Here is a 20,533-nt window from a genome sequence, read left to right as displayed (position 1 = left end):
TCGGAGCTGAGGTACGGGCTCGGCGGGCCACGCTCGTCGACACCACGCTCTGCGCGAGGTGGCCCGTAGCGGGCGAGGATGGTTCAGCAACGGACCAACCCGTCCATCAACACCCAGTGATGTTCCTCAATCGACCGGTCGGCGTTGAGGTTCAACAGCGTCCGCACCACGGTGGCCATACGGTCGGCAGTGATCCGTTGCGGGTCATCGTCGCTGACCTGTAGCTGGATGGCGACCAGCTTGACCACCGTCCACAGCCGGCTGGTCTCGACCTGGTCGAGGCTGCCGAACATCTGCTCCGCCAGTACGGCGGTCCGCTCGATTGCCACACTTGCGATGCTCTCATCCATGCTGTCCAGGGCGGCTTGGTTCGCCAGGTCCTGCCGGACCGGCTCGGCCAGGCGGGCCGTCGCAGCCGGCGGGACCGTGCTGGCCGTTGCCTCCGGAGACGCCAACACCGCCGACCGCGGAGAGTCGAGGAACGCCTGGTTGGTTGACGACGTATGGTCCGGCAGTTGCTCGACAACCTCCGGTGCCACCACGACAACCGGCTCAACCGGCTCAACCTCCGGTTCAGCAACAACCTCCGCCGCTGCCACGACGGACGTCTCGATCGGCTCGACATCCGGCTCGACAACTGGCTCAGGCACCACCTCGACATCGTCGACGGGCGGGGGCGGAGGTCCGCCGAGCAGTTCCTGCATGTGGGCGACGTGGTCCGCCTTGTACCAGGCCGCGCGGTCGTCGCGGTACCACCGCCAGATCCGCCCGGGTCTGTCGAAGGTAGCCCTCGTCGGCACGACCACGTGCACGCCAAGCGCCCGGTGCAGGTCCCGGGCGAGCTTGCGCAGGTGCGCCGCCCCGCTGGCGCCGGACAGCTCCGCTGGATGTTTCGGCAGCAGCAGAATGTCCCGGCGGTCCCAGCCGACGGTATGCCGAATCTGTGCCGCCAACGTCGCCACGTTGTCGATGGCCTCGTCGCCCAGATGGACCCTGCCGGTCGCGTCGATGTCGACCACGACGGTGGTGACGCTCGGATGGCGCGACAGCGTGCCCGGGTCGAGCGCGGGCAACGCGCTGGCCCGGGTGGACTCGACGACCAGGATCTCACCGCCATGCAGGGCCGTGGTGTGCAGTTGCGGCGGCGGCCCGGTCAGCTCGGCCGGCGCTACGGCCTCGGGCAGCTTCAGCGCCTTGGCCGCAGCCGCGGTCACGGTGATCACCGCCGCGTTGCTGACCGTCAGGTCGATCGTCATCGGCTGGTGGACGTTGTGCGTCCCCGTGATCCGGAAAGTGCCGCGGCTGACCAGGTAGACGTACCCCTCGGTCTTGTCCTCGTGGGTGTGTTCGACTGTCCTGGACACCGTGAGCGGGTCGGGCCGGTCCGTGCTCGACGCCAGTTTGGTCTGCAGAAACTCCTGATCACGGCTGTTGGTGACGGTGGTGCTGGTCTCCGTCTCGTCGCCGAGTTCCCGCATGCTCTCGTTGGTGAACTTGACCGAGTAGAGGTACGTCAACTTGTGCGGCAGCAACTGGACCGCCGGGTCGGCGATCAGCAGGTGGGTCAGACCGGGGATCCTGACCCCGCCGGGTTGCAGGATGCGGTCGCCGAGCCCGAGCAGCACCGCCGGGACGACCTGCGTGGCCAGGTGGCCCTGGGTGCCCGGAGCCAGCCAGTACGGCGGATGGGGCAGCCGGTCGGCGTGCCGGAACGCCGCGTTCTGCACCCCTCGGATGGCTGCCGCCAGCATCGACCTGTCGACGGTGAGGTCGTTGAGCAGCACCTTCGACTTGACGTTGCCCTCGACGGTGTCGAGCTGCTGCGCGGACAGGTCGTAGTACGGCGGCAGGTCCGCCGGCCGGCGGTCCCGGTAGACGACGACCTCCGTCAGCGCGCTGCCGACTGGCAGCATCGGGGTGTCGAAGGTCAGCGCGGTCGGGTAGTGCAGTCGTATCGTTCCGGGCAACCTACGGGTCTGAGCTGGTTGGGGTCGTTGTCGCGCCCACCAGGTGGCGATGAGGCTGGCCTGTCCGAGAGTCATCCAGAGCAGCAGCTGAGGAGGGCTGGACACCGTGGCGATCCGGACAGTGAAGGCCCACGGGTGGGTGTACTCCTCGAACCCGACGTACTTGCGGGTGTCGGTGTCCGCCTTGAGCGCCCTGTCATCGATCTTGAAGCGTTCCTGCTGGCGGTCGGACTCCGACACCGCCACGGTCCGCACCTTGTTCCGGCTCGATGCCATGCCGAACAGCCGGGCGGTCACCCCGATCGTGTCGTCCTTGGCGGGGAGCGTCAGGTTGCCGCCACGGCTCCACTCGAAGCCGCGGCCACGCCGGTCCTCGCGCTGGGTGCCGCCCTGGTGGTAGGTGTCCGACTTCTCCTTGGCCGGCAGACTGCCGATGTGGGTCCCCCGGCCCATCCTGGCCGTCACCGTGACCACGTCGACGGTCCACCCGTACCAGGTCCTGCGCGGCAGCAGCAGTTCCAGGGCACCGTTCGCACCGAGGTACGGGGCCAGGCCGAGCAGGGCGTCGGCCCCCAGCAGCATGGCCAGTTTGTCCTGCCGTCTGGCGACGACGCTCCACGCCTCGCTGGTGTCGGTGGCATGAGGCAGCAGGGTCAGCACCGCCGGCAGCACGTCGTCGCCGTTGCTCAGCTCCACCACGTCGGCGAGATCGAGCGACTGCCCGGAGGCGACCGTCGGCGGGAGATGACGCCGGGTCGTGGTGGTCGCTGTATGGCTGCTCGCCACGAACTGGCCGGCGAGTGCCTCGGTGACCGTGCCGGTGAGCGCCGGCGCGGGCAGGTTGAACCGGTCGGGGAAGCGCAGCGTCTCGGTACGCGGCAGGACGGCGGTCATCGACCCGGCCGCGACGAGCTTCGACTCGGTCACCATCGTTGCGTCGGCGCCCTCCCGGGTCGCCCGCACCTCGAGGACGGTGTGGAACTGGTACAGGTCGCTGGCGGTGCTGTCCTTCGCGGACCGACGGTTCACGCCGTTGATGCCGTGGCCGGACGAATGGTCCCAGAGCGTGAACCCCAACTGGCCGCCGTAGCTGCCGGCCAGTCCGACGGCGGTGCCGTCCTGCTCACCTCGCAGGCCGAGGGACGCGAGCAGCCGCCAGTTCCACTTGATCTTGTACGCCGCAGACGTGTCGAGACTGCTGTTGACGTCCTTGACGTTCTCCGGTCCGCCACTGAACTGGGAGCCCCGCTGCAGACCCGCGTCAGTCAACGCCTTGACCGGGTCGCGCAGGATGTCCACCGGACGTGCCTGGTAGAGCCGACGTTGGACGGTCAGGTACCGCACCGAACCGTCGGCGGCGGTGAACAGGCCCAGGTAGGTGGTGCCGGACGGGCTCATCGCGTTCGCCGGCCCGTACAGGTTCGCCACCCGCACGCCGGTGATGATCGTGTCCCGGTCGATCTGCGTGACGTCGATCTCGTCGGGGTAGCCGAGCAGTTCGCCGATGGCCGCCGCCACCCCGGCGGTCTGCGGCGGGGTCAGCGGAGTCGAGCCCGGTGGCAGCTTCACCTCCGGACCGGGATCAGCCAGGTCGAGGGTACCGAGCTGCGGCAGGGCGTCGACCTGGTCGCTGTCGAGCCGCCCGGTCGTCGTGACGGCGGAGTCGATCGACTTCGCCGTCAACTGCGGGTCCTCAACGCCCGCCAGGTCGAGCACCAGCGTCTCGACGTGCAGGACCGCGCCGTGCCGGCCGCGCACCCCCGCGCCGGTCAACTTGATCCGCCGATTGCCCCGGTGGCCGAGCGTGGCGCTGTCGGACATCACCTGGCTGAAGGCGAAGTCGGTGCCGGCGCTGAGCCCGCCCTGGACCAGCCACTCGGGGCCCGAACCGAACTTCTTCCGACCGACGACCGCACCGTCGACGCCGACCTGCTGACTGGTGGTCACGCCGGTACGGGTGACCAACTTTCCGCCGTACTTGGCCGACGAGTCGATGGTGAGCTTGTCGTCGGACCGGGGCGATCCGGCGACGCCGAACAGGGACTGGTCGGTGGCGGCTCCCTCCTGCTCGATCCAGAACTCGACATGCACCAGAAACGTGTCGAGTTCGTACGACGCCTGCAGGCTGCCGTCGACCGCCTTGCCGTGCCCGGTAAGCAGGGCGCTGCCGGAGAAGTGGGTCGCGAAGTGGCGCTCCATGGCGGCCAGCTGCACCGGTGACACGGCGGTACCGTTGGGGAACTCGTCGAGCGCCTCCCGCACCGAATCCATCACCGCGGGAAACACCTGCTCCACCTTGGTGATACCGGTGACCATCGGCAGCACGGTGAACGGCTGCTGGATTCCGGTCTGCGCCGGGGTCAGGAACGTCAGCGGGGTCAGGGCGCTCGTGCTACCGGCCTCGTCGCGGGCGGCGGAAAGGAACGTACGGGCCGGCCCGGTGAACGTCTGCGTGGCGCCGATCTCGGGGGTGACGACCACCGTGGCGACCAGCGTCCTGTTCATCAGCAGCGCGTCGGTTGTCCGTTCCACCACCGCCTTCTGCGCGTACTGACCGGCGTCGCTGACGTTCACCGTCTTCGTGGTTCCGCCGCCGACGGTGCCCCGCACGGTGGCGCGCCCCGGAGTCTCGACGTCCTCCCCGGTCGGTGGATCGGTCACCTCGTTGATCCCGAACCCGGCGCCGGCGAAGACCGCCAGTTGGGCGCTGCTGCCGTTGCCGTCCTTGCCAGCCGTCTTCGTACCGCCCAGCGAATCCAACCGCAGGATCGTGTTCGACAGCCGGTCGATCGCCCAGGTGTGCGCCGAGGCGCTGGCGTCCTGCGAGGTCAGCGTCAGCGCCAACTGGTCGGTGCGGGACCGGCCGTCGAGCGTGTGTGGTACGGACAACAGCAGCGCCCCGGACGCGAGGTCACGCGGATGGTGGGTGAGAGTGCGTTCGCTGACGAACTCCGCAATGGACCTCAGCACATCGGGGCGGGCCCGTCGCCGGTGCACCACCCCGTCGGCGTCGGCGGTGTCCGAATGATAGTGGTCCAGCAACTGCGATCTGAGGGCATTGAGGTCGACCGAGACGACCTTCTTCCAGGCACCGTCGAGGTCGCCGGTGACGGTGCCGGGCGACAGATGGTCCTGCTCACCGTCGGGTGCGCGCAGCCCGCTCAGGTCCGGGACCAGGGTCTCCTTCAGGTAGCGGACGGTGATCTGCTTACCGATCGGCACCGACGTCGCGGCGTGCGGACCGCCGATACGACGCACCGTGATCTGGGGGTCGGGATAGTCGAAGTAGCCGGGTGCCTTGAAGCTCTTGATGGAGGTGGCGTACTCCGCCATCGTCGTCACCGACTGTCCGGTGCTGGTGGTGACCCCGGCGGTCGCCGTCACGGCCGCCACCACGCCGGTCTCCGGCGGCAGCCCGATCGCCGGGGTCGACGCCGAGCTGGTCTGGCTGGCGGCGGTGACTGACTTCGGCGCCGAGCGTGCACCGTACGGCACGGCGAAGTTGACCTCGCCGGCCTTGAACGCCGGCTTGGCGACGGCCGGGCCCAGCTTCAGCCGTATCTCGTACATCCTGCCGCCGGACGACACGACGTCGCCGCTGTTCGCCAGGTTGCGCAGGTAGTGGTCGTCGGTCAGGTCGTCGGCCAGCTTGGCAGCCACCGACTTCGACAGCGGCGTGTCCCGGGCGATTCTGGCCGCGAAGTCGCCGAGGTCGCGCAGCCCGGAGTCGAGCTGCCCGTCGCCCAGGGCGTCGAACTGCTGGGCGTGCGCCGGCGGCCCGAACGTGATCCCGTGCCGTTCGCCGGCGAAGTCGACGTACCGCTGCACCAGTTCGGGCCAGTGTCGCCGATCGACGGACCGCAGGCCCCCGTTGAACGCGTCGGACAGCTGCGTCACGCGGATGCCCTCCGGCAGCGTGTCGCGTACCGCCGGAGCGAGCTCGCCGGGGTTGTTCACCAGCAGCACGACGAGGTTGGCGCCGTTGCCCGGGGCCTCTTGCTCGATGAGTTCGTGAAGCTGGCGTGGCTCGTCCCGGCCGGCCTCGACGACCGTGCCGGACTCCGGGTCCACCGCCGCGAAGACCACCGCCGTCGGTGGTACCGGCGCGCCGACCCGCAGCCCGCCGAACACGACGTCCAGCACCTGCAACGTCCAGGTCGGCGCATTGTCGAACGACCCGTCGAATTCGAACACCTTGGCGACGCTGACCGTCAGCCCGTCGGAGATCGTGTTCCAGTCCTGCCGCCGCAGTTCCTGCTCCACCTGCTCGGCGTGTTCGGCGTGTTCGATGTGCTCGATGTGCTCGGTGTGCTCAGCGGCGGTGGCCGCCTCCGCAACGGCGTTCTCCATCGCCCGCAGTTCCTGCTCGATCTGGTTGATATCGGCCGTCAGCGCAACGGCCTCCTCGGAGATCGGCTCGCTCGACGATCCGGTCAGCCTGGCCCGTTCATCGATCAGGCGCTGGAGATCCCGCCGCAACTCCGCCGCACTCTTTGGGGTCTCGGTGGTCTGGTCGAGGGTGCCGGGTCGGTAGTCGCGTGGGGCCAACAGCAGTCCGGAGACGCCGTCGTGGTGAGCGAAGTCCGGCCCGGTCAGCGGAACCCGGTCCGGGGTGAAGGCGATGAACCGCAGATCGGCCAACCCGACCGGAGCGTTTCGGCTCGGCGTACGGCTGTCGTAGGCGGTCACCGGGTCCTGCTCGGCGGGAGCCGTCACGTCGACGAACGCCAGCCCCGACGAGGAGTCGTTGACCAGTGCGAAGGCGTGCGACGGCGCGTTGGGCGGACCGGCCGTCAGGTACGCGACGGACCCCGGCACGCCGCGCAACAGGTCGGCGACCTGCTCGATGCTGCCTGCCTGCCGCCAGGGTTGCCCGTGGTCGATCGCGAACCGCTGCGCCGGCCCGGCCTCCAGGTAGGCGGAGTCGCGCACCACATTCGGCCTCGGCGCGAGCACTCCGGCCTTGGTCAGGCCGGTGTCGACGTTGTGCAGCTGAGGCAGGCAGTCCAACGGCTGCGGGTCGGCCAGGCGCGTCTGCTGCAGCGACCGCGCCGTGTCGGCGGTCGACCCCACCGTACGGGTGGTCGGCCCCGCCGTGGCGGCGGTGGTCGGCTCCGGCGGCTGGGGGACCGTGCGCCAGACCGCCAGCAGTTCCTCGCGCCACCGGTCGGTCCTCGCGGCATCCGCAGCCCGCATGTCGGCGTCGGCTTTCGTGGTGTACGACGAGAACACGTCGCCGTTGGCCTGCTCATGATTGAGCCAGAGTTTGCTGTGACCGCCCGAGTTCAGCTGCTCGCGGGCCAGGTAGACGAAGTCCTCACGGTAGTCGCCGCCGATCTGGTCGAGCACGTCACGGGACAGGCCGCGGTTGTACGCCAACTGCTGGAAGCCGTCGCGGGCCTCGACCACCGCCCGGTTCGACTTGATCTCGCCGATGAAGCGGTCGGACAGGTTGTCGACGTCGAGCAGGTCACGGTAGGGCGCGGTGGTGATGTCCTCAGGGCGGGAGTTGGTCGGCAGCGACTCCTCGAACACCGCCCGGAAGTCCTGCCTGAACACGTTCCAGGCGCGATCCAGCGCGGTCGCGTCCAGCTCGGGAAAGTAGGCCGCGACCTCGTCGAACGCGCCCCGGGCCTGGTTCAGGGTACGTTCGAAGCTGGCCTCGGCGGTGAAGGCGTCGTACAACCTCGCCCGGTTCGTCTCCACGGTCTCCAGCAGGTGTTCCAGCGGGGACCCGTTGCCGGCGTCGAAGGCTTCGCGGTACGCGGCCCGCACCGTCTGCTCCCAGCGCGCGTTGACAGTCGCCAACCCTTGGGGGGACAGCGCCGACTTCGGGGTGCCCGACTGCCAGTCGACGTACGCCTGGTTGAACAGCTCGACCTGGATGTGGCGCAGACCGTCCGGGCTTTCCAGCACCCCGAGGGGTGCCTTGCTGTTGGTCGCCTCCCACAGCTGTGCCGGTGACGGGTACGGGTTGTCGCCGCCGTCGAGCAGTTGCCCCACCGTGGTGATGTGCTCCTGCCCGGCGCCGAGCCGGTCCCGTACGTGTGCGGGCAGTTCCCGGTCGCGCCACCGGTCGAGGTCCGGGAACGGTTGGTCCCGCCGACGGTCGATCAGGTTCGCGGCCTGCCGTTCCCCCGCGTCGGGGTGCAGGGCGAGCTTCGCCTCCTGCTGGGTCAGCGGTTCGGAGATGCCCAGATCGTTCTGGCGTTGCGCGTTGATTTTCAGCAGCTCGCTGGGGCGCACCCCGCGTTCCAGACCCTTCTGGTACGCGGCCAGGTCGGCACTGTCCAGGTCGAGATCGTGCAGCCGTTGCTGGATGTTGGCGCGGTGATCCTCGAAGGGGTTCAGCCGGGACTCGGCCAGCAACCGGTTCAGGCCAAGCCACTCGGCGTCAGTGACGCCGAGGACCTTGCGGCCGTCGGCGCGCTCGGCCCAGCTGCGGCCGTCCTGCCCGCGCTGGTCGGGATGCGGGCTGAGCAGTTCCGCGCGGTCCAGCAGGTATCCGTACTCGCGGTCCAGGGCAAGCCGGGCCTCTGGAGTCAACTGTGGACCCCACAGTTGTGCCTGCGACTGTGGCGACGGCTGCGGCGGCGGTGTCACGGCCGGCTGCGACTGGACGGTGCCCGCGTCCCGCACCGCCGGAGGCACCGGATCCGGCTTGGACACCGACTGTGGCTGCGGCGAGGGCGTCTGCCCCGGCTGCGACGTCTGTCCCGACTGCGACGATTGCGGCGGCTGCGACTGCGACGGCTGCGACTGCGACGTCGACTGCGATGTCTGCCCCGACTGCGCCGGTGCGTGCGACGTCGACTGCGACGGTACCTGCTGAGGCGGATCCGCGATCGTCGACGGCCGGGCCGGAACCGACGAGGTCGACGTCGTCCGGTCGAGGCTGCTCACCGAGGTGCGCGGGGAGTTGTCCGGTACGACCGGGCCGGGGACGACACTCGCCGAGGTCTTCGGGGCGGTCCCCAGGTTCGCCGGCGTTGCGACGCCGCCGGTGGTGATGCCCAGATCCACCTTCGGCGGCGGCGACGTGACCGATCCGATCACCGGCGCGTTCGGTACCGACTGCGCCGGCACCGGCAGGGGCGGGCCGACCGACGCGGGCAGCCCGGTGACGGGCCCTGGGCGGGAGGTGGCCGGGACCATGTCGTGCACACCCGGTACGGCACCCGACAGGCCCATCGCCGCCGAGATGCCGATCACGGCCGGATCGGCGTGGTACGGCACCCCGTACGCCGTCTTGACGATCGCATCGGGGCCGAGGTCCACCGCCATGTTGATGCCGACGTTGGAGATGACCTCCGCCGTCGGCCGGATGACGGCCTGGCTGGAGCGTACCGCCGCATTCGCCACCTGCGCCGGGGTCCGGACCGCCGGCGGCACCACGGTGGCACCGTTGCGGACCGCGACCTGCAACGCCCCGGCCAGGCCCTCGCCCACCTGCACGGTGGTGATCCGCGGCATCCCGGCGGCGACGATCCGCAACGCCCGGCCGAAGTTGACCGACACGTTCACCACGACCCGCACCAGGCTGGACAGCAGTACGGAGACGGCCCGGGTGATGGCGGTGAACAGTGGCCCGATGGCGAACGTCAGCGGCGTCAGCACCACCCCGATCACGCCGACGATGATCTCGATGGTCCGCATCTGTTCCTGTTCGGCCCGCGCCTCCCGGACCGCCTGGGCGAAATCCTGGATCGCCTGCCCGATCGCGATCATCTCGTTGGCCACCGGCACCACCGTGTTGGTGACGATCCCGTCCCAGGCCTGCACCGCCCGGTCGCGGCCGGTGCCCTGCCAGGCGGCCTCGCCGAGCGGGCCGGTGATCCCGCTGGCCTGCCGGTACAGGTCGTTGCCCAGGGCGACGAACGCGTTGCCGAGGCTCTGGATCTGCTGGTCGTCGATCTCAGTTGGAAAGATCGGCACGCCGCACCTCCGTCATCGGCACCTCAGGCCTCCTCGATCGCCACCTGGATCACCGTGTCGGGGTGCGCCCGGCGCAGCAGCCGACCCCGGCCCGGTGGCCCGTTCTCGGCCCTGTGGCCGCCGAACAGCACCCCTTCACGACTGTCCCCGGGCAGGATCAACGCGGCCGGCTGCTGCTCCCGCAACCGGGCGAGCAGCTGATCGACCGCGAACCCCCGGGAGCTGCCGGTGACGCGCCGGGCGAGCACCACGTGGAATCCGAGGTCGGGCCCGTGCGGCAGCCGGTCGACCAGCGGCGACAACGGCGAGCTGCCGCCGCCGACCAGGTCGTGGTCGTCGACCACGACGAACAGCTGCGGCCCCTGCCACCAGTCCCGGCGGGCCAGGTCCTGGCCGGTCAGGCCGGGCGGCGGCATGCGTTCGGCGAGCTTGCCGTCGACCTGCCCGACGTACTCGGCGGCGGCGGTCGGATCGGCGGCGTAGGCACCCAGGTAGTCCTCGGGCACCGCGCCCAGCAGGGTCCGCCGGTAGTCGATCACGACGAACCGGATCTCCCACGCCGTGTAGCGGCGGGCCATCGCCGCCATCCAGGTCCGCAGCAGCTGGGTCTTGCCGGTGCCGGAGTCGCCGAGCACCACCAGATGCGGATCGTCACCGATCAGGTCGAGGTGGACCGGAGCGAGGCCGACCTCGTCGAGCCCGATCGGTACGCCGCCGATCGGTACGCCGGCAGCGGCGGTGTCGACCGGCAGTTGCGCCGCGGCCAGCCGGCGCGGCAGGACCCGTACTTCGGGGGCGGCCGGTCCGCTCCAGCCGGCAGCAAGTTTGCCGACCACCTCGTCGACCGCCTCGGTCAGGGCGTCGACGGTGTCGGCGTCGTCGACCCGGGGCAGCAACGCCTGGTACGGCACGCCGGGTGGGGCCAGACCCCGGCCGGCGACGACGTCACCGAGCGACCGGGCCGCCGGCCGGCTGATCTCGCTCTCCGCCGGGTCGTTGAGCCGCAGTTCGAGCCGGCCGGCGAGGCTGTCGCGCAGGTTGGACCGGATGTCGAACCAGCGGTTCGCGGTCACCAGGACGTGCACCCCGACGCCGAGTCCGCGCGCCGCGACGTCCACGACGACTTCGTCGGCCAGGTCGAACTCGGCCCGGATGGCGGGCCAGTTGTCCAGCACCAGGAACACGTCGGCGGCGCGTACGTCGCCGGGCAGGCCGCCGCTGGCCCGCAGCTGCCGCCAGCGGCCGGCCGAGTCGACGCCTAGGTCGGCAAAGATCCGTTCCCGTTCGTCGACGAGCCGCCGGGTGTCCAGCAGGATCCGGCGGGCCAGCTCCACGTCGCGGCGGCCGGCGACCCCGGCGACGTGCGGGGCGGCGGCGAGCGTCCGCAGGCCACCACCGCCGAGGTCGACGCAGGCGAACTGGGCCTCGTCCGGGGTGTGGGTCAGCATCAATGCCAGCACCGTGGTGCGCAGCAGGGTGCTCTTGCCGGTCTGCGGGGCGCCGACCACGGCGAGGTTCCCGGCCGCACCGAAGTCGACCAGCATCGGGGACTGCTGCTGGGTGGCCGGCTCGTCGAGGACGCCGAGCGGCACCCGCAGCCCGCCGAGCCACGGCCAGCTCTCGGCCTGCAGCCCGCGTTCCGGCACCTCGCCCACCGGGCCGAGCACGGATCCGAGGGCGATCGCCGGTGGCAGCGGCGGCAGCCACACCTGGTGGGCTACCGCGTCGGCCTGCGCCAACGCGGTCGTCACCAGATCCAGTGTCGACGGTCCGATGGCGTCGGCCTCGGGCAGCCCGTCGACGGGTTCCGGCCCGCCGTCGACAGTCGGCCCGCCAGCGCCGTCGGCCCGGCCGTCGGGGTACGGCGCGTCGCGGCTGACCGGGCCGAACGGCACTGGGACGAGCTGGACCGGCGCGGCCGGCCGGACCACCGGCCAGGCCGGACCGGAGACGTGCGAGACCCGGAACCGGCGGTACGCCGACTCGTCGACCTTCAGATACGCCGAGCCGGGCAGCGGCGGCAGCAGGTACGCGTCGGCGGTGCCGAGCACCGCCCGGCTCTCGGCGGCGCTGAACGTCCGCAACCCGATCCGGTACGACAGGTGCGACTCCAGGCCACGCAGCCGACCCTCGTCGAGCCGCTGGCTGGCCAGCAGCAGATGGATCCCGAGGCTGCGGCCCACCCGACCGATCTGCACGAACAGGTCGATGAAGTCGGGCCGCCCGGTGAGCAGCTCACCGAACTCGTCCACGATCACCAGCAGGTACGGCAGGGCCGGCAGCGGGGCACCGTCGACGTCCGTACCGCCGGCCGCGCGGCGCACCTGGTACTCGCGTACCGAGTCGACGTTGCCGGCGTCGCGCAGCAGCCGCTGCCGACGCTGCTGTTCCCCGACGAGCGCCGCTCTGACCCGGTCCACCAGCGCCATGTCGTCGGCCAGGTTGGTGATCAGACCGGCGACGTGCGGCAGGTCGACGGCGTTGGCGAAGGTGGCCCCGCCCTTGAAGTCGACGAGCACGAAGCTGAGCAGGTCCGGCGGGTGGGTCATGGCCAACCCCACCAGCAGGGTACGCAGCAGTTCGCTCTTGCCGGACCCGGTCGCGCCGATCACCAGCCCGTGCGGGCCGACACCGCCCTGCGCCGACTCCTTCAGGTCGAGCACCACCGGCCGGCCGTCGCTGTCGATGCCGATCGGTGCGCGCAGCAGTTCGTCGCTGCCGGCCGGCAACCAGCGGCCGGTGCCGACCACCTCGTCACGGGACAGGCCCAACAGTTCCGGCACCGACAGCGAGTCGACCAGGTCGCCGGCCCGGGGCGGCCGCAGCCGCAGCGGTGCCATGGCCCGGGCCAGGCACCGCGCCAGGGCCGGGGTCGGGGCGTCGCCGACCAGATCGTCGACCCCGACGATCAGCTCCGACCGGCCGGCGAGGGTGACCCGGCCGGTGTCGTCGACGCTGACCCGTACGTCGGCCCGGGGTGGCTGGTGCGACGGGCTGGGCACCAGGCACACCACGCTCACCCCGCTGGCCTTCCCGGCCCGGGCCAGCAGCTCGGTGAGGACCGGCTCGCGCACCCATGCGCTGGTCGGGTCGTAGCCGTCGATCAGCAGCACCAGCCGGCGGCCCGGGTCGGCGTCGGCCCGGGTCAGCAGGACCGGCTCGTCGGTGGCGGCGAGCCGGGCCAGCCACAGCTGCAGCAGCCCGACCAGTGCGGACAGGTCGTCGGCGACGGCGACCGGCGCGACCGTCGGCGGCAGGTCGGCCACCTGCCCGGTGGGGCCGGCGGTGCGTACGTGCGGCAGCCAGACCGCCCACTCCCAGTCCCGGACGGTGTCCGGCGCGCAGACCATCACGGCGACGTCCTCCGGCGGGTGCAACGCCGCCGTCTGGCACAGCATCGCCCGGCCCACCGCGCGGGCCGCCGCCGGCGGACCGATCACGCTGACCACACCGGCCCGGCCCAGGTCGACCACGCCGGGCTGGCGGCCGACCGTACCGACCTGGTGGACCACCGCCTCGGCGGCCGCGGTGAGGTCCGGGTCGGTGTCGGCCATCGGGTCGGCTCTGGCCGACAGGGTCACCGGCACGCACAGCGGCCCGGTGCCGAGGCCGATCCGGATCCGGAGGAAGTCCGGATCGGTGGGTCGACGCTCCCACAGCCGTTGCCGGTGCCAGGCGATGGCGAGCAGCCGCTGCGGTGACGGGTGGGTCACCGGCACCGCCGCGCGTTGCTGGGCGGCGATCCCCCGGGCGCTGCGACGGATCCCGGTCAGATGCGCGTGGTAGCGGATCCGCTGGCGGGCCCGCTGGCGGCGGGCGTGCGCGCTCATCTGGTACCGGATGCCGAAGGTCGACACGATCGAGATCACGATGAACGCGATGCCGGCCACCACCATCCACCGGTGCCCGAGCGTGATCATGTAGCCGGCCATCGCGATCGTGCTGAGCAGCGGCAACAGCAGGGTGATCAGCGCGATGCCGCCGTTGCCGGCGGGGTCGGTGGGCGGGGCCGCCACGGTCAGCCGGCCCTGCGGCAACGCCGGCCCGGCGGTACGCGCGGCCCGGTGCAGCAGCCGGACGGGGAGCGGGGATTCTGACGTCGACATGGCTTCCTGCGGTCCGGCCCGGTTCAGGACCGGGCCACCTCGGTGAGAGTCACGGGGTTGGGGGTGCCGCCCGGCGCGGTGTCGCCGCCGCCGGGGCCGCCGGACGGATCCGGGCCACCGGACGGGCCGGAGCCGCCACCGACCACGTCGATGAACGCGTCGAACATGGCGACGATCTGGGTCTCGGCGGCGTCGTAGTTCAGCGCCGCCCGGCGCAGGTTGACCCCGATCACCGCGAACAACCCGGGTGGTTCGTCGTTGAACAGCTCACTGGCCGCCGCGTTGAAGTTGTCGAACAGCAACTGCGCGTCGGTCGCGCTCGGACCCAGCCAGGCACCCGCCTCGGACAGGCCGTTGAGCGCCCCGACGATCCGTTCCAGGCATCCCGCGACCCGGCCGGCGTCGTCCAGCACCTGCTGGCCGTCGGCGGCCAGGGTGGTGATGTCGCAGGAGATGCTGCTGGTGTTGTAGACCGGGTTCGGCCCGAGCGGGTTGTCGGCCAGGGGCATGTCAGGTCCCCCCGACGGTGTAGTAGTTCGCGGTCTCCGTCCGCTGATAGTTGTCGAGGGTGGTCTGCATCCGGCTGATGATCGCGTCGATCGCGTCGATCAGGTCGGTGTTCGCGCCGACCAGCTGCTGCGACAGGTCGGCGAAGGTGGACGCCGCCGGCCCGGACCAGACGGCGGTGGCGCTGTCCAACGCGCCCTCGATGCCGGTCAGCAGCTCGTCAACGGTGTCGCGTTCGGTCCTGATGGTCGTGATCGCGGCACGCACCGCGTCCATGTCGACGTAGTACATCAACGGCATGCCGGCTCCTTTCCCCACCCGCGCGCGCCGGGTGACGCGGCACCGGATGCGGTCACCGTAGGTCGCCGGCCAAGGCCCCGGACAGCTCCGCTTTCGGGCCCGGTACCCAGAACATGGACGTTCCCGTGGTCGCCAGATTCAGGGGATGCTGCGCCGGAACCGACGGCACGACCGGGAGGTGGCATGGGAACGACGAGCAACAATCCGGGCGACGAGACCCGCGACCCGGGCCTGCCGGTGCCCCCACCGGCCCCGGCCGGCGGCGACTCCGCGCCGCCGCCGGAGCAGATCACCCCGGACTCGGTCACCGTCGACCCGGGCTTCTCGATCTCCTACGAGCCCGGCGAATCGTCGGAAGCCTCCGGCCAGGCCGACGTCGACGGCCGGACCGCGACCTACGCCCAGCTGTCCGTGTCACTGGCCGGGCTGGCCGCCGTCGAAGGTTCCCTGCTCACCGCCGTCCGGGACCTCACCAGCCGGTACGAAGAGCTACGCAACCGGGTAGCGACGACTCAGGACACCGTCTTCGGGCAGACCGAGACCCATGACGAGATCGTGCAGGACAACCCCGGGGCACCGCACCAGCAGTACTACATCCGGCAGGACGTGCCGGACAGCCTGCAGGCCGACGCGATCGAGTTCGCCAACGCGATTCGCCCGTACATGGCGCAGGCGCTGGACGACTTCGCGAAGACGCTGCAACTGTTCGGCGCGTACGTGCAGGCGTTGGAGGCCACCGGCGACGGGTACGCGACCGCCGACGACCACTCCCGGTTCGACTCCGGCTGACGCTCGCGGCCTGCTGACCTGGGCTGGTCAGGACGCGATCGACCGGCCCAGGTCGAGCATCACGCCGACCGCCCCCCAGATCGTCAGCGCCGCGACCAGCGCCACCGCCACGAACAGCGTCGAGGCGCCCAGCAGCCACCGGGGTCGGCGGTCCGTCAGCGGCGACCGCGACGCCAGCCAGCCACCGCAGCCCACCAGGGTCAGCGCCACCAGCACGCCCACCCCGACCGCGACCGGCCACCGGGCCGCGACGGTCAAGGTCAGGGTCACCAGGCCGGCCACGGCGGCGGCGAGCGTCGACGCCGCCTCCACCGCGAACTCGTGGCTGACCGCACGCAACGCCAACGCCAACGCCAACGCGCCGACCAGCAGCCAGGCCGCCCAGTCCGACGAGCGGGCCACCCCGACCAGACCGGTCGCGGTGAGCAGCGCCGCAGCCACCGTCCACCCGGCCAGGATCCGGTACGCCCGGCGTACCGCCGCGGTGACCGTCACCGGGTCGTCAGCCGGCACCGACCCGGGGCGTCCCTGCCCGAACATGGCCAGCCGGCTGGCGGCCGGCGCGGCGGCGACCAGCATCGCGAAACCGACCAGCGCCACCACCGCCAGCAGGCCGGCACCCGAGGGCCGCAGCACGACCAGCGGTACGGCGCATCCGGCGGCGACGGCGATCCACAACGCCACCGCCAGCGTCCCGGCCGACGGCACCGCCGCGAACGCCAGCAGACCGCCGACGCTGGCCGCCACCGCCGCCCCCGACACGCTGCCCAGGGCCATCGCCCCGGCGCAGCCCAGCGCGAGCGGGGCGGTCAGGGCCAGGCCGGCCAGCAGCGGCTCCGGCAACGGCCAGCCGCGCCGCCGGGCGAGGGCGACCAGCCCTGGTACGGCCAGCCCGACGACGACGGCGAGCAGTTCGACCCCGACGGGCCGACCCGACCCGGACGTGGCCGGTCCGGACGCCGCAGGCCCGATCGTTGCCAGTCCGATCGTCGCCAATCCGATCGTCGCCACCAGCCACCCGACACCCGCCGCCACCAGGGTCGCGGCTGCCGCCCGCTGGTTCCACCGCCGCCGCCCCAACTCGTCGGTGGCTTCGGCGACGACCTCGTCGATGTCGGTCACCTGCGGCTCGTGGTCCTCGTCGGCGGCCACGTCGACCAGGTACAGCACCATGCCCTCGGTCGGTGCGCAGTCGGCGAGCGGGGCGTCCAGCGGCAGTGGCCGACGCCCCAGCGGGGCCAGCGACCACACCTGCGGGTGGGCGCCGGTGGTGGGCTGCTCACACAGGTCGAGGATCAGCCCGAGGTACTCACCGACCGGCACCTCCACCGGCAGAGCGAGGTCCACCCGGCGGCGGGCACCGACCACGGTGACCGGGCACCGGTGTCCCGTCGCGGCACCGACACCGGTGCTGGCACCGGCACCGACACCGGTGCCGGCGGTGGTCGGCGTCACGACGACCGCCACGTCGCCCGGTTGCTCTCCTCCGCCCCGGTGTAGTTGTCCCAGCAGGTGTTCAGCGCGTGGCCGACCATGCCGAGCACCCCGGTCGGTCCGAACAGGTCAGCGGCGGCCACACTCCACTGGTTCCGCAGCTCGAAGTAGTGCTCCCGGGCCTCACCGGTCCAGATCGACTCCAACTCGGCGAGCTGGGTCTTCAACTGGGAGAGCCGTTCCTCCATCTCGGCGGACCGGGACAGCACGTAGCTACCGGCGGTCTCCTGCGCCGAGGTGACCCGCAGAAAACTACTGTCGATGCTCATCGATCACTCCTTGCCGTCGTCAGCCGAGCCGGGCCGGCGGCATGGACGCGAGCACCTGCTGCACCGACTGGTTGTTGGCCGTCTCGCTGCTCACGTAGTTCTGGTAGGTGGTGTTCAGCCCGTTGGAGATCCCCACCAACGCGTTGTGCAGGTTCTGGGCGTCGACCGCCCACCGTTGCATCAGCTCGTCGAAACTCACCTGCGCCACGCCTTCCCATGCGCCGCGCAGCGACGCCACGTACTGCCGCAGTTGATCGAGCCCGACGGAGATCTCGTCGGCGATCGCCGCGGCGCTCTGTGCGCCGGCCTGCACCTGCAACGGGGTTACACCGTAGTCGGGCACCATCAGTTCACCTACCTCATCACGCGTCCGCCACCTGGCATCCGTCATCGTGTCCGGTCTGCATGGGGCACCACCAGTCACCGAAACCCCGACATCGGGGTGGGCGGCCAGAACAGGGACGTAGTGCGCCAGGCCAGGCACCGCCGACAATCGTCCCTGATGACCACACGCCTCCGGGTAGCGACGCACGGCTGGGGCGTGCACCGCAGCGTCGGTGCCGCCCTACGGGCGGCCGATGTCGGCGGCACCGTCACGATCCGGGCCGGCCGCTACCGGGAGGCGCTGGTCCTCGACCGGGCCGTCACCCTGGTCGCCGAGGGCGAACCGGGGTCCGTCCGGATCGTCACGCCGGTCGCCCCGGTGCTGGTGATCGGCGCGACGGTGGCCATCCGCGGGGTGGTGTTCGAGGCGCCGCCGACCCACCCGGGTACGCCGGACGGGCACACCGCCGCCGTGCTGCTCGACCAGGGCCACGCGCTCCTGGAGGACTGCACGGTCGTCGGTGCCGGCGTGATGGTCACCGGCACCACGACGGCGACGCTGCGTCGGGTGACCATCCGGCAGGTCGCCGGCGACGGACTCCAGGTGACCGACGACGCCACCGTCACGGTCACCGACTGCGTACTGACCGGGGTCGGCGGGTGCGGGCTGCGGGTCGTCGGCGGCCAGGTCGACGTCACCGGCAGCCGGATCGACGGCAGCACCGGCGCCGGGGTGCTGGCCACCGGCACCGCGCAGGTACGGCTCGACGACTGTGTCCTCACCGGGGTACGGGACTCGGCGGTGGCGGCCCGCGACGACGCCCGACTGACCGTCACCGCAGGTCGGCTCGTCGACGCGCAGGGCAACGCCGCATACCTGACCGGGCGGGCCCGGATCACGATGACCGGGGTCGTCGCCACCGGGTCCGGCTACAGCACCGTGCACGTCGGCGGACAGGCCCGCGCCGAACTGGCCGGCTGCGAACTGACCGGCAGCGGCGAGCACGGGGTGGCGGTGGTCGACACCGCGACGGCGCAGCTGACCGGTGGACGAATCGACGGTGCCCGGCTGGCCGGTGTGCACGTCGCCGACCGGGGCGACCTGACCGCCGACGGCGCGACGATCGCCGGCGGCACCGGCCTGATCGTCGACACCGCGCACCGGCCGCTGCTGCGCGGCGGCGCGATCACCGGCACCGGCGGCGTCGCCGTGCAGGTCGGCGACGGGTGCACCACGGTGCTCGCCGGCCCGACGCTGCACGGCAGCGTCCACGGCGGACCGTGGGCGGTGCTGCGCTGCCCCGACCCGGGTCCACGCAGTGGTCAACCACCGACCAGGCCGGTGTCCGCAGCGCCGGCCGACGCCCCGGCCGACCCAGCCGATGCGGTGGCCCGGCTGCTGCACCAACTCGACCAGCTCATCGGACTCGACGACGTCAAGCGCGACGTCGGCGCCCTGGTCACCGTCATGCGGCTGGTCCGGTTGCGGCGCGACGCCGGGCTGCCGCCGCCACCGCTGAGCCGGCATCTGGTCTTCGCCGGCAACCCGGGGACCGGCAAGACCACCGTGGCCCGCCTGTACGGCCGGATCCTGCACGCGCTGGGCCTGCTCACCCGGGGGCATCTGGTCGAGGCCAGCCGCAGCGACCTGGTCGGCGAATATGTCGGACACACCGCGCCGAAGACCACCGGCGTCTTCCAACGGGCCCGCGGCGGCGTGCTGTTCATCGACGAGGCGTACGCGCTGGCGCCGACCGGGCAGGGCGCGGACTTCGGTGCCGAAGCGGTCGCCACCCTGGTCAAACTGATGGAGGACCACCGCGAAGACGTCGTCGTCATCGCCGCCGGCTACCCCGACGACATGGCCCGGTTCGTCGCCTCGAACCCGGGCCTGGCGTCGCGGTTCACCCGTACGCTGCGGTTCCCCGACTACCGGTCGGCCGAGCTGGTCCGCATCGTCGAAGCCCAGGCCGAGCAGCACCGCTACCGGCTCACCGGCTCCACCCGGGACACCCTGACCGCACTGTTCGACCGGCTCCCCCGGGTCGACGGGTTCGGCAACGGCCGGGCCGCCCGGCACGTGTTCCAGCGGATGACCGAACGCCACGCGCTACGCGTCGCCACGACCCCCGGGGCGAGCGAGGACGAGCTGACCGACCTTCGACCGCAGGACGTGCCCGATGACGCTGACTGACCGACCCGCTCCCGCCGAGCCGGCCACGCCCGACAACCGCGCGATGCCCGCCGACCCGGCCACGGAGCCGACGACGCCGCGGCTGGTGCTGCTGCTCGACTGGGCGTCGCTGCCCGCCGCCCGGTACGCCGCCGTGGCCGCAGCAGCCGGAAACCGCTGCGTGGTCCTGGCCGTCCCGGCCGACGAACCGGTGGACCTGGTGGGACTGCTGCGGGCGGGCGTGCGTGCGCTGGTCGCCGCCGGCGACCCCGTACCCGATCTCGACCTGGCGATGGTGGCGGCCGCCGCCGGAGGCCGGTACGTCTCGGCCGGACTGGTCGACCGGTTTGTCGCCTCCGTCGACGAGCCGGCACCACCGGACCGGATCCCGTTGACCTACCGGGAACTCGAGGTCCTGCAGGGCATCACCCAGGGCCTGACCCACCGGCAGGTGGCTCGGCGCATCGGCGTCACCGAGGCGACCGTCCACACGTACGCGAAGCGACTGCGCCGCAAACTCGACGCGGTCAACAAGGCCGACCTCACCCGGCGCGCGATCGAGTTGGGGTACGCGCAGGCCGCCCCCGCCGAGCGCTGAGCACGCCTCGTCGGCCCGGTTCTGCCGGTGCGATTTCCTGTCGCCGACCCCCGCCGGCCGGTTGGATTGCC

General features: G+C 71.7%; 10 protein-coding genes. 3 read left to right on the top strand and 7 right to left on the bottom strand.

Annotated features, from left to right (window positions below; translation table 11 throughout):
- Positions 1 to 83: 83 nt before the first annotated feature.
- Genes ACN27J_RS22900 through ACN27J_RS22885 form a run of 4 tightly spaced genes read right to left on the bottom strand, consistent with a single transcriptional unit; the run spans position 84 to position 14,815 of the window.
- The gene (locus tag ACN27J_RS22900; protein ID WP_421369395.1) at positions 84 to 9,902 is read right to left on the bottom strand and encodes a hypothetical protein; all 9,819 of its coding nucleotides are present in this window, start codon (positions 9,900 to 9,902) and stop codon (positions 84 to 86) included.
- Between the two features lie 23 nt (positions 9,903 to 9,925).
- On the bottom strand, positions 9,926 to 14,008 hold the full coding sequence (gene eccCa / locus ACN27J_RS22895; protein WP_421369394.1) for a type VII secretion protein EccCa: 4,083 nt from the start codon (positions 14,006 to 14,008) through the stop codon (positions 9,926 to 9,928).
- A 23-nt stretch (positions 14,009 to 14,031) separates the two neighbouring features.
- On the bottom strand, positions 14,032 to 14,517 hold the full coding sequence (locus tag ACN27J_RS22890) for a WXG100 family type VII secretion target (RefSeq protein WP_421369393.1): 486 nt from the start codon (positions 14,515 to 14,517) through the stop codon (positions 14,032 to 14,034).
- A gap of 1 nt (position 14,518) precedes the next feature.
- Entirely contained in the window at positions 14,519 to 14,815 is a 297-nt protein-coding gene (locus ACN27J_RS22885) for a WXG100 family type VII secretion target (protein WP_421369391.1), read from the bottom strand.
- 183 nt (positions 14,816 to 14,998) lie between these two features.
- Between ACN27J_RS22885 and ACN27J_RS22880 the strand changes: the two genes are divergently transcribed.
- Positions 14,999 to 15,604 (top strand): hypothetical protein, encoded by a 606-nt coding sequence (locus ACN27J_RS22880; RefSeq protein ID WP_421369389.1) that lies wholly within the window; start codon positions 14,999 to 15,001, stop codon positions 15,602 to 15,604.
- Positions 15,605 to 15,631: 27 nt separating this feature from the next.
- On the opposite strand, the gene ACN27J_RS22875 is transcribed toward ACN27J_RS22880, so the two are convergent.
- Genes ACN27J_RS22875 through ACN27J_RS22865 form a run of 3 tightly spaced genes read right to left on the bottom strand, consistent with a single transcriptional unit; the run spans position 15,632 to position 17,713 of the window.
- Positions 15,632 to 17,071, bottom strand: coding sequence for an EsaB/YukD family protein (locus tag ACN27J_RS22875; RefSeq protein ID WP_421369387.1), 1,440 nt, complete (start codon positions 17,069 to 17,071; stop codon positions 15,632 to 15,634).
- Positions 17,056 to 17,367 (bottom strand): WXG100 family type VII secretion target, encoded by a 312-nt coding sequence (locus tag ACN27J_RS22870; protein WP_278173242.1) that lies wholly within the window; start codon positions 17,365 to 17,367, stop codon positions 17,056 to 17,058. The genes ACN27J_RS22875 and ACN27J_RS22870 overlap by 16 nt, the downstream gene beginning before the upstream one ends.
- A 19-nt stretch (positions 17,368 to 17,386) precedes the next feature.
- On the bottom strand, positions 17,387 to 17,713 hold the full coding sequence (locus ACN27J_RS22865) for a WXG100 family type VII secretion target (RefSeq protein WP_421369385.1): 327 nt from the start codon (positions 17,711 to 17,713) through the stop codon (positions 17,387 to 17,389).
- Positions 17,714 to 17,869: 156 nt separating this feature from the next.
- On the opposite strand from ACN27J_RS22865, the gene ACN27J_RS22860 reads away from it, so the two are divergent.
- Together ACN27J_RS22860 and ACN27J_RS22855 are read left to right on the top strand one after the other, a co-directional pair.
- A complete protein-coding gene (locus tag ACN27J_RS22860; RefSeq protein WP_421369383.1) occupies positions 17,870 to 19,885 on the top strand; it encodes a right-handed parallel beta-helix repeat-containing protein in 2,016 nt (671 codons plus the stop codon).
- A complete protein-coding gene (locus ACN27J_RS22855) occupies positions 19,872 to 20,462 on the top strand; it encodes a response regulator transcription factor (RefSeq protein WP_421369381.1) in 591 nt (196 codons plus the stop codon). Before ACN27J_RS22860 ends, ACN27J_RS22855 begins: the two co-directional genes overlap by 14 nt.
- The last annotated feature ends 71 nt before the right edge of the window (positions 20,463 to 20,533 follow it).

The organism is Solwaraspora sp. WMMB762 (assembly GCF_049179115.1).
Lineage (GTDB): Bacteria > Actinomycetota > Actinomycetes > Mycobacteriales > Micromonosporaceae > Micromonospora_E.
Note: the sequence above shows the minus strand (reverse complement) of the source record. Positions and strands in the feature narration are given on the sequence as shown.

What these genes read in the sequence shown, in the direction of transcription:
- eccCa (WP_421369394.1), bottom strand. Translation starts at nt 14,008, where the DNA reads ATGTCGACGTCAGAATCCCCGCTCCCCGTCCGGCTGCTGCACCGGGCC.
- ACN27J_RS22890 (WP_421369393.1), bottom strand. Translation starts at nt 14,517, where the DNA reads ATGCCCCTGGCCGACAACCCGCTCGGGCCGAACCCGGTCTACAACACC.
- ACN27J_RS22885 (WP_421369391.1), bottom strand. Translation starts at nt 14,815, where the DNA reads ATGCCGTTGATGTACTACGTCGACATGGACGCGGTGCGTGCCGCGATC.
- ACN27J_RS22880 (WP_421369389.1), top strand. Translation starts at nt 14,999, where the DNA reads ATGGGAACGACGAGCAACAATCCGGGCGACGAGACCCGCGACCCGGGC.
- ACN27J_RS22870 (WP_278173242.1), bottom strand. Translation starts at nt 17,367, where the DNA reads ATGAGCATCGACAGTAGTTTTCTGCGGGTCACCTCGGCGCAGGAGACC.
- ACN27J_RS22865 (WP_421369385.1), bottom strand. Translation starts at nt 17,713, where the DNA reads ATGGTGCCCGACTACGGTGTAACCCCGTTGCAGGTGCAGGCCGGCGCA.
- ACN27J_RS22860 (WP_421369383.1), top strand. Translation starts at nt 17,870, where the DNA reads ATGACCACACGCCTCCGGGTAGCGACGCACGGCTGGGGCGTGCACCGC.
- ACN27J_RS22855 (WP_421369381.1), top strand. Translation starts at nt 19,872, where the DNA reads ATGACGCTGACTGACCGACCCGCTCCCGCCGAGCCGGCCACGCCCGAC.